At 72.5% G+C, this 7001-nt stretch carries 7 protein-coding genes; 6 read left to right on the top strand and 1 reads right to left on the bottom strand.

What is annotated here, in order from left to right; translation table 11 throughout:
- From Q0L15_RS09975 to Q0L15_RS09955, 5 genes are all read left to right on the top strand, one after another.
- The coding region (locus Q0L15_RS09975) for an HNH endonuclease (RefSeq protein WP_366939561.1) at positions 1-1193 on the top strand (1193 nt) is incomplete at its 5' end.
- Positions 1194-1319: 126 nt separating this feature from the next.
- Positions 1320-1730: an SRPBCC family protein gene (locus Q0L15_RS09970; protein WP_296604033.1), complete on the top strand. Its 411-nt coding sequence runs from the start codon at positions 1320-1322 to the stop codon at positions 1728-1730.
- A 69-nt stretch (positions 1731-1799) separates the two neighbouring features.
- Complete coding sequence (locus Q0L15_RS09965) at positions 1800-2351, top strand: dihydrofolate reductase family protein (protein ID WP_296604032.1); 552 nt, start codon at positions 1800-1802, stop codon at positions 2349-2351.
- 55 nt (positions 2352-2406) lie between these two features.
- The gene (locus Q0L15_RS09960; RefSeq protein WP_296604031.1) at positions 2407-4020 is read left to right on the top strand and encodes an AMP-binding protein; all 1614 of its coding nucleotides are present in this window, start codon (positions 2407-2409) and stop codon (positions 4018-4020) included.
- Between the two features lie 64 nt (positions 4021-4084).
- Positions 4085-4306 carry a DUF2007 domain-containing protein gene (locus tag Q0L15_RS09955; protein ID WP_296604029.1) on the top strand — a complete coding sequence of 74 codons (222 nt, stop codon included), beginning with the start codon at positions 4085-4087 and terminating at the stop codon, positions 4304-4306.
- Here Q0L15_RS09955 and Q0L15_RS09950 read toward each other — a convergent pair.
- A complete protein-coding gene (locus Q0L15_RS09950) occupies positions 4296-6398 on the bottom strand; it encodes a S8 family serine peptidase (RefSeq protein WP_296604028.1) in 2103 nt (700 codons plus the stop codon). The two genes, Q0L15_RS09955 and Q0L15_RS09950, sit on opposite strands and share 11 nt — an antisense overlap.
- A gap of 92 nt (positions 6399-6490) precedes the next feature.
- On the opposite strand from Q0L15_RS09950, the gene Q0L15_RS09945 reads away from it, so the two are divergent.
- A partial coding sequence (locus tag Q0L15_RS09945; protein ID WP_296604026.1) for an HAD hydrolase-like protein occupies positions 6491-7001 on the top strand: 511 nt, incomplete at its 3' end.

The following is a 7001-nucleotide window of genomic DNA, read 5'->3' as shown; positions in this document are numbered from 1 at the left end:
GCTCGGTGCTGGCTGCCCTGGAGTCGACGCACTTGGTGCTCACCGACGCCGAGGTCGGCCAGTTCCGGCTCGCGGCCGAGTGGGCCGCCGCCCACCCCGTCGACCACCTGGACGACGCCGCCACCGTCGAGGGCACGCAGGGTGAGCTCGCGATCGCCGGGCCGGGTGCACCCCTGGTCGCGGAGTTCTGCATCGCGGACTTCGCGTTGGCGGTCGGGATGACCACCGACGCCGGACGCGACTACCTCGGCGACGCGGTCGAAGTCAGGCATCGGCTCCCGCGGCTCTGGCGGCGGGTGATGGCCGGGCAGGTCGCGGTGTGGCGGGCCCGCAAGATCGCCGCCAGCACGATGTCCCTCCCGGCCGAGGGTGCCGAGCACGTCGACCGCCACGTCGCCCCGGTCGCGCACCGGCTGACCTGGGCCCAGCTCGACCGCACCGTCGAAGCAGCCCGCGCCACCTTCGACCCGATCGAGGCCGAGCACCGCCGCCTCCTCGCCGCCGAGGACCGGTTCTTCGACGTCGACACCCACACCCCCTCCCTCGACGGCACGGCGACGGTGCGCGGTGAGCTCGACCTCGCGGACGCCCTCGACCTCGACCACGCCGTCACCACCGGCGCCCAACAGCTCGCCGACCTCGGCTGCGACCAACCACTCGACGTCCGCCGCGCCATGGCCGCCGGCGCACTCGCCCGCGGCGACCTCATGCTCCAACCCGAGACGACCGAGACCGACAAGCCGAATCGGCCCCGACGTCAGCTGGTGATCTACACCCACCTGTCCGACAGTGCGCTGGCCGGTGTCGAGAACACCAGGTCCCACGTGCTGGTGGCGCAGGTCGCCGACTGGTGCGCCGCCGCCACCGGCCCCGTCCTCATCCGGCCGGTTGTGGACCTGGGTGAGCACCTCGAGGTCCCCGGCTACACGCCCTCACCACGGCTCCGCGAACAAGTGCTCCTGACCCACCCGACCTGCGTGTTCCCCGGCTGCTCGCGACCGTCGCGGGGCTGCGACCTCGACCACGTCATCCCCTGGGCCGACGGCGGCCCCACGTGCAGCTGCAACCTCGTCCCCGAATGCCGGTTCCACCATCGCCTGAAGACCCACGGCGGCTGGACCCTCCGCCGGGTCGGACACCGACTGCTCGTGTGGACCAGCCCCCACGGCCGCACCCACACCCGACATACCTGACCACCCGACCCCGCCGGCCACGGCCCGCGGGGCCACACCCGCGCCTGCAGTCGAGGTGACATGACAGACACTCACGAGAGGGTCGCGAACCGTCCCCCGCGAGCCTGCGTCGTACTAGGTTGAAGCATGAGCTTCGACTACGAACACACCGTGACCACGACCGCCTCGCCCGCCGACGTCTGGGCTCTGTGGAGCAACGTGGGCAGCTGGCATCGTTGGGACCCGGCGGTCGAGCAGGTGGCCATCGAGGGTCACTTCGCCGAGGGCGCCGCCGGCACGATCGTGTTCGGCAACGGCACCGAGGCGCCGTTCGTGCTCGAGATCGTCGAGCCGAGTGCGCGCTACCTCGACAAGCTCACCTTCGGTGACCTCGTGATCCGCATCGACCACCAGGTCAAGGCGACCGCCGATGGCTCCGAGATCACGGTGCGGACCACCGTGGACGGCCCCGGTGCCCACGACGTCGGCCCGACGGTGGTGGAGGACACCCCGAAGGCGCTGGAGGCCCTCAAGGAGATGGCGGAGAAGAAGTCCTGACGCCGCTGTCGTGTTCGCGGTGACCCGTTCGTGGAGGAGGCAGAGACCACTCCACGAGAGGATCACCCGATGCGCACCCTGATCACGACCCACTTCGTCTCGCTCGACGGCGTCGGCGAGGCTCCCGGCGGGGAGCCCGGCTACCGCCACTCCGGCTGGACCTTCGACGTGGATCCCGACCCGACGCAGTACGAGGTCAAGGGCCGCGAGCAGGAGGAGGCCGAGGCCTTCCTCATGGGCCGCCGCTCCTACGACGCCTTCGCGCCGGTCTGGCCCACGATGGACTACTTCGCGCGCTTCAACGCCATGCCCAAGTACGTCGTCTCGAGCACCCTGACCGACCCGGAGTGGACCAACACCTCGGTCGTCTCCTTCGACGAGGTGGCCCGGCTCAAGGAGGGCGAGGGCGGCCCGATCCTCGTCCAGGGCAGCCTGGAGCTGACCCAGGGCCTCCTGGCGGCCGGCCTCGTCGACGAGATGCGGCTGATGGTCTTCCCAGTGATCCTCGGCAGCGGCCGGCGGCTGTTCCCCGACGCCGCCGAGGACAAGGTCCGGCTGTCGCTGGCCGAGACCACCACGTTCACCAACGGCGTGCAGTACCAGGTGTTCCGGCCTCGGTAGGTCCTGGCCGGGCCGACCAACGACAGCCCAACGTCGAGCGGCGTAGGTTGCCGCCATGGAGGCCTACGCGAAGGGCGAGCTCGAGCCGCCCCTGCTCGAGGAGACCATCGGAGCGAGCTTCGAGCGGACGGTGGCGGCGTACGCCGAGCGCGAGGCGCTCGTCGAGGTCGCCTCCGGCCGCCGGTGGACCTGGGCCGAGCTCGATCGGGACGTGAACGACCTGGCCCGGGGCCTGCTGGCCGCCGGCATCGGCAAGGGTGACCGGGTCGGCATCTGGGCGCCCAACTGCGCGGAGTGGACGATCGTCCAGTACGCCACCGCCAAGCTCGGGATCATCCTGGTCAACATCAACCCGGCCTACCGCACCCACGAGCTGTCCTACGCGGTCAACCAGAGCGGGCTGCGGCTGCTGATCAGCGCGTCCAGCTTCAAGACCAGCGACTACCGCTCGATGGTCGCCGAGATCGGCGGCCAGGCGCCGACGCTCGAGCGGGTGGTGTTCCTCGACACCGACGACTGGGCCCAGCTCGTCGAGGCCGGCCGGGTGCTGCCCGACGGCGTCGTGGCGGACCGGCTGGCGCAGACCGCGCCCGACGACCCGATCAACATCCAGTACACCTCGGGCACGACGGGCTACCCCAAGGGCGCCACGCTGAGCCACCGCAACATCGTCAACAACGGCTACTTCACCACCGAGCTGATCAACCTCGGCCCCGAGGACCGGCTCTGCATCCCGGTGCCCTTCTACCACTGCTTCGGGATGGTGATGGCCAACCTGGGCTGCACCACGCACGGCACCACGATGGTGATCCCCGCCCCCGGGTTCGACCCCGAGACCACCCTGCGCACGATCGCCGCCGAGCGCTGCACGGGCGTGTACGGCGTGCCGACGATGTTCATCGCGATGCAGCACCACCCGAGCTTCGCCGAGCACGACCTCTCGACGCTGCGCACCGGCATCATGGCCGGCTCGATCTGCCCGGTCGAGGTCATGAAGAGGTGCGTCGACGACATGCACATGGCCGAGGTCTCGATCGCCTACGGCATGACCGAGACCAGCCCCGTGTCGTGCCAGACGCGCGCGGACGACGACCTCGAGCGGCGTACGGCCACCATCGGCCGGGTGCACCCCCACGTCGAGATCAAGATCGTCGATCCCGTGACCGGCGCGACCGTCGAGCGCGGACAGACGGGGGAGTTCTGCACCCGGGGCTACTCGGTGATGCTCGGCTACTGGGACGACCCGGACAAGACCGCCGAGGCCATCGACGAGGACGGGTGGATGCACACCGGTGACCTGGCCGAGATGCGCGAGGACGGCTACTGCAACATCGTCGGCCGCATCAAGGACATGGTCATCCGGGGCGGGGAGAACATCTATCCCCGCGAGATCGAGGAGTTCCTCTACCAGCACCCCGACATCGAGGACGTCCAGGTGATCGGCGTCCCCGACGAGAAGTACGGCGAGGAGCTGTGCGCCTGGGTCAAGCTGCGTGCCGGGGCCGAGCCGCTCGACGCCGACGCCGTGCGCGCGTTCGCCACCGGCAAGCTGGCCCACTACAAGATCCCGCGCTACGTGCTGGTGGTCGAGGAGTTCCCGATGACGGTGACCGGCAAGATCCGCAAGGTGCAGATGCGTGAGGAGACCGCGAGGATCCTCGGTCTCTGACCGGCGCGCGCGGCCGCTTCGTCCCTCACCCCCACACGGGGACCACCTGGGGCATAGTGGCGCCATGGCAGAGCTGGTGCGCACCAACGACCCCGCGATGATCTCGGTGATCGAGGGGCTGCTGGCCTCGTCGGAGATCCCCTACGACGTCGCCGACCGCCACATGAGCGTGCTGGACGGGCTGATCCCCGTGATCAAGGTGCGCATCCTGGTGCCCGACGAGCGCCTCGCCGAGGCCCGCGAGATGCTCGTCGACGCCGAGCTGGGGGACTGGATCAGCCGGTGACCACGACCGGCACCCGGGTCACGGTGCCGGTGGCTCCGCGCCACGTGACCCACCCGTCGTCGAGCCCGCCACCCGCCCCGACGGTGAGCGTGAACGTCGCGCTCTCGCCCGGTCCGAGCCGCACCGCTGCCGGCGTGACCCGGACGCCGTGCCGGTCGAAGCCGGTCGCTGACGAGGAGAAGTAGAGCCGCCGGCCGGTGACGTTGGTGATCGTCCGCTGCACCGTGCCGGGTCCGCTCACCCGGATCGACGGGGTGTTGAGGTCGGTGAGGTCGTCCTCGAGCCAGGCGCGGTAGTCGTCGGGGTCGATGTCGAACGCGAGTCCGGGCCGTGCCGCGGCGTCCAGGGACACCCGGCCCGTGCCCGAGCGGAGCACCGCGGCGCCGGGCACCCGCTGGGCCGTCGTCGCGAGCGCCGAGCGCACCCGTGCCGGCGTCCAGTCCGGGTGAGCGGAGCGCACCAGCGCGGCCGCGCCGCTCGTGAACGCCGTCGCTGCCGAGGTCCCGGTGATGAGGTCCCAGCCGGGGGCGGAGCCGTGCGGCGGCACCGCTCCGAGGACGCCGACGCCGGTGGCGACCACGTCGGGCTTGACCAGCGGCGAGCCGGGCGTGCCGGCGCTGGACCACCCGGTCACCCGCACGGGCGTCCGGACCAGCCCGCGCGGCTCGAGCCGCACCCGCCCGTCGGGATGCTTCGCGACCCAGCGCAGCAGGGCTCGGCCCGCCGCTCGGTCGACGTGCACGGTCGGCACCCGGTGGAAGTCCGCGACGAGGTCGCCGGGCGCGACGTTCGTCAGCACCATGCCCACGCCGCCCGCAAGGTCCACGGCCGCGGACTTGTCGACGCGGCCGACGACGCCGCGCGCGCAGAGCACGATGCGGCCGTCGACCCGGCGGGCGTCCAGGCTGCCCGGGATGCAGACCCGCGCCTCGCGGCGCGTGGCGCTCGCCGTGGGGACCTCGGCGGCGCGCACCACACGCGCGGGTCCGACCGTCCGCGCCGCAGCCATCGCGCCGGCATACGCCGTGCCGTCGGGCAGCACCACGCGCCCCCGCCGCACGGGGCCGGTGGTCGCCCCGACCGTCGTGACCCAGGGGCTGTGGTGCGCGGCGGGGGAGCGCTTCGTGTTGCCCGCAGCGCCGACGACCACCACGCCGCCCTCGGTGGCGCCGAGGAGGGCGCGCTCGAGGGTGTCGAGGCGCGCCGGACCGCCGACCGAGAGGTTGAGGACGTCGACGCCGTCGGCGGTCGCGGCGTCGACGGCCGCGACCAGGTCGGCGGTCGAGCACCCGTCGTCGGCGGGGTCGGGCGCGCTCCAGCACGCCTTGTAGACCGCGAGCCGCGCCTGCGGTGCGACGCCGGCGTACGTGCCCAGCCGCTGGCTGCCCACGCGCGCCGGGACTCCGGCGTTGCCGGCGATGATCGAGGCGACCTGGGTGCCGTGGCCGTCGTCGTCGAGCGGGGACAGGGAGGAGGACGACCGCAGCCGGTCGGCCCCGAAGCCGGACACGAACCACCGGGCCCCGACCAGCTTGTCGTCGCAGGCCGTCGCCGGCCAACCAGGGCCCGTCTCGCAGCCGCCGGTGAAGCCGCGCGGCGCGCGGCCCAGGCCGGTCACGGTCGAGAACAGCGGTGAGTCGGGCCAGATGCCGGAGTCCACGACACCCACCACCACGCCCGAGCCGCCCCGGGTGTGAGCAGGCGTGCCGAGCAGGCCCGTCGAGGCACTCCGGCCCGCGAGCGGGCGCACGGTGTTGCGCTCGACCAGCGCGACGCGCGGGTCGGCCCGCAGGGCGCTGGCCTCGCCTGCCGAGAGTCGTACGGCGACGCCGTTGAGGGCGGTGGTCCAGCGGTAGGCGGGCTCGGGGCCGCCGAGGTCGTCGAGGACGGCGTCCTGCTCCGAGCGCATCCGCGCCGCGGCCAGCAGGTCGGTGTGCGTGCCGGAGGTGCCCGGTCCGGCCAGCGTGACCAGGTAGAGCGCCTCGGCCGCGTCCGGTTCGGCGACCGCGGGCGAGGCCGCCGCCACCGTCGGCAGGGACGCCAGGGCGAGGGCAGCGACCAGCGCCGCGCCAGCCGCACGGATCGTCGTCATCAGTCACCCCCTGTCACCTGAACCACTCATTGTGACAGGCGTTTCAGCCTCCGGCCCAGGGATCCTCGGATGCCCTCCGTAGTCTGGGTCACGTGCACGCGGCGGAACTGGTGGTCGGCTTCGACCTCGACATGACGCTGATCGACACCGCTCCGGGCTTCCGCGACGTGCTCGCGGCGCTCGGCGCGGAGCTCGGCGTGGAGTTCCCGGTCGAGGAGATGACGGAGAAGCTCGGGCCGCCGCTCGACCTCCTCCTGGAGCCCTACCTGGCCCCGGACGCCATCGCCCCCGCGGGAGACCGGTTCCGTGCGCTCTACCCCGACCACGCCATCGCCGGCACGCCCGCGCTCGCCGGGGCGCACGAGGCGATCGCCGCGGTGCGCGCCCACGCCGGCCGGGTCCTGGTCGTCACCGGCAAGTACCCCGCCAACGCCCAGCTCCACCTCGACCACCTCGCCTTCGACGTCGACCACCTCGAGGGCTGGGTGTGGGGCGTCGGCAAGGCCGACGTGCTGCGCCGCGAGAGAGCCACGATCTACGTCGGCGACCACGTCCACGACGTCGAGGGCGCGCTCGCCGCAGGGGTGCTGAGCGTCTCGGTCC

It is taken from the genome of Nocardioides sp. (assembly GCF_024509035.1).
Lineage (GTDB): Bacteria > Actinomycetota > Actinomycetes > Propionibacteriales > Nocardioidaceae > Nocardioides.
This window is presented reverse-complemented; position numbering and strand designations above follow the sequence as displayed.